Raw genomic sequence first — 2,490 nt, 5'->3', positions numbered from 1 at the left:
GCGGTTCCGGCGGCGGACGCCGCCGCGGCGGCGAGGACGAGCCGGACGACCGTCCCTGGTGGAAGCGGTTCCTTTCCAAGGCCTGGAAGCCCGCGCTGGCGGCGTTCGGCCTGATGATCATCGGCGGCGTGGCGGCTTTCGCGCTCCTGTACGCGCAGGCGCCCGAACCGAAGGACCTCGCCGCCAAGGCCGACGCCGAGATGTCGGCCACCCAGATCTTCTGGGACACCGGCGACGTCGCGGTCACCACCGGCCAGGTCCGCCGCATCGAGGTCAAGTACGACGACATCCCGGAAGAGGTCATCGACGGCATCATCGCCGCCGAGCAGCACACGTTCTTCGAGGACCCGGGCATCAGCATCTCGGGTATCGGCCGCGCCCTCCTCACCCGCGGGGAGGCCGGCGGCGGTTCCACCATCACCCAGCAGATGGCCCGCAACTTCTACAGCGACCTCGACAACTACGGCACCCTCGAACGCAAGGTCCGCGAGATCTTCATCGCCATCAAGCTGGGCCAGCGGATGGAGAAGGAGGAGATCCTCGAACGCTACGTCAACACGATCTACTTCGGCCGCCAGGCCATGGGGATCGAGATGGCGGCCCGCCAGTACTTCGGCACGAGCGTGACGGAGCTCGACGCGGCCCAGGGCGCCTACCTCGGCGTGATCATCCAGATGCCGGCCAACTTCGAGAACTCGGAGCTGGGCCCCTGGACCGAGACGTACCTCAAAGAGGAGCGCTGGCCCTACATCCGGGACCAGCTGGTGGCCATCAACGAGGAGAACCCCGACCGGGGCATGACCAGGAGCGAGGCCGACGCCCTGGAGATCCCCGACACGACCCAGTGGGGTCCCAGCTCCGACGACGGTGAAGAGGGCGAAGAAGGCGAGGAGGAGGTCGAGGAAGAGTTCGACCCCAAGCCCGGCTACGTGCGCGACGCCGTCGTCTCCGAGCTCATCGAGCGCTACGGCCTCACCGCCGACAACATCGCCACCAAGGGCTACAAGGTCGAGACCTCCCTCAACCCCGACCTCATGGAGGCGGCCTACACCGCGTTCGACGTCCTGCCCGGACATCCCGAGGACACCCGCAAGGGCCTGACCGCGATCAACCCGGCCACCGGTGAGATCGTGGCCTTCCGCGGCGGTGCCGACGTGGGGGTCGAGCTGAACCAGTCCCTGATCGAGCGCACCCAGGCGGGTTCGTCGTACAAGCCCTACGTGCTCGCCACGGCGCTCAGCCAGAACATCAGTCTCCGGACCATCATGAACGGTGACACGAACGTGCGCTTCGACGGGCTGGAGAGTCCGGTCGAGAACGCCGACAAGACCGACCACGGCCCGGTCGACCTCATCGAGTCCACCGCGAACTCCTACAACACCCCGTTCGTGCAGCTCGCCGAGCAGGTGACCCCGGCCGCGGTGGACCAGATGGCCGTCAAGGCCGGTGTGGACGAGGACCAGATCACGACCTCCACCCAGGGGCCGCTGATCGCTCTGGGCACCCACCAGGTCACCGCCCTGGACCAGGCCAGCGGCTACGCGACCTTCGCGGCCGGCGGCATGCACCGCACAGCGCACATGGTCACCAAGGTCACCGACAGCAGCGGCGAGGAGATCCCGCCCAAGGACGCGGACACGATGGAGACCCGGGCCATGAGCGACCAGGTCGCCGCCGACGTCACCTTCGCCCTGACCCAGGTCGTGACCAACGGCGGTGGCGGCGAGGCCGCGCTGCCCGACGGCCGCCCGGTCGCGGGCAAGACCGGTACCTCCTCCGGGGCCATCTCGGCCTGGTTCGTCGGCTACGTGCCCCAGCTCTCGGTGGCGGTCGGCCTCAGCCGTGCGGACGCCAACGTCGGTCTGGAGTTCGACGGTCTTGAGAACAACTCGGTCTACGGTGGCCGCACCTCGGCCACCGTGTGGCGCGAGTTCATGATCCAGGCCATCGACATCATGGAACTGGAGAGGCAGGAGTTCCCGCCGGCCGCGAACGTGGGCACGGACCAGTACTTCGCGCCCTCGCCGAGCCCGGACCCGACGCCCTCCCCCGAGGAGAGCGACGAGCCGGACCCGACGCCCTCCCCCGAGGAGAGCGACGAGCCGTGCGATCCGCGCGACATCGATTACGAGAACCCCAACTGCGCCGGGATCCCGACGCCTCCCGACTGCAATCCCATCTGGGAGAACTGTGACGGCGAGCCGACCGAGCCGACCGATCCCGAGGACTGCTGGGGGCTGCCGCCGACCGACCCCTGCTGGACCGGCGGTGAAACGAACCCCGAGACCGGTCAGGGCGGACGGCACGACAACAACGGCCGGGTGACCATCCTTGGCACCCGCGACGACTGACCCCCTCCAGAGGTCGGAAGTGAGGGGCCGGTGCGCGACGCGCACCGGCCCCTTCGCGTGTGCCGGGGAACCCGTCCCGGGAGACGGCCGCCGATTCCGGTCCCGCGCTGCTGGTAGCCTTGGTCCCCGTATGGCTCTG

The 2,490-nt window shown here is 68.9% G+C and carries 1 protein-coding gene; it reads left to right on the top strand.

Features of this window, described 5'->3' with window-relative positions:
* Positions 1 to 2,351, top strand: a 2,351-nt coding sequence (locus ACJOT3_RS34040; RefSeq protein WP_406977246.1) for a transglycosylase domain-containing protein, incomplete at its 5' end; no start/stop codon positions are given.
* Between the last annotated feature and the right edge of the window lie 139 nt (positions 2,352 to 2,490).

The organism is Nocardiopsis protaetiae, from assembly GCF_045446735.1.
Classification (GTDB): Bacteria; Actinomycetota; Actinomycetes; order Streptosporangiales; family Streptosporangiaceae; genus Nocardiopsis; species Nocardiopsis protaetiae.
The sequence above is the reverse complement of the archived record's forward strand: the minus strand, read 5'-3'. Positions and strand labels throughout refer to the sequence as shown.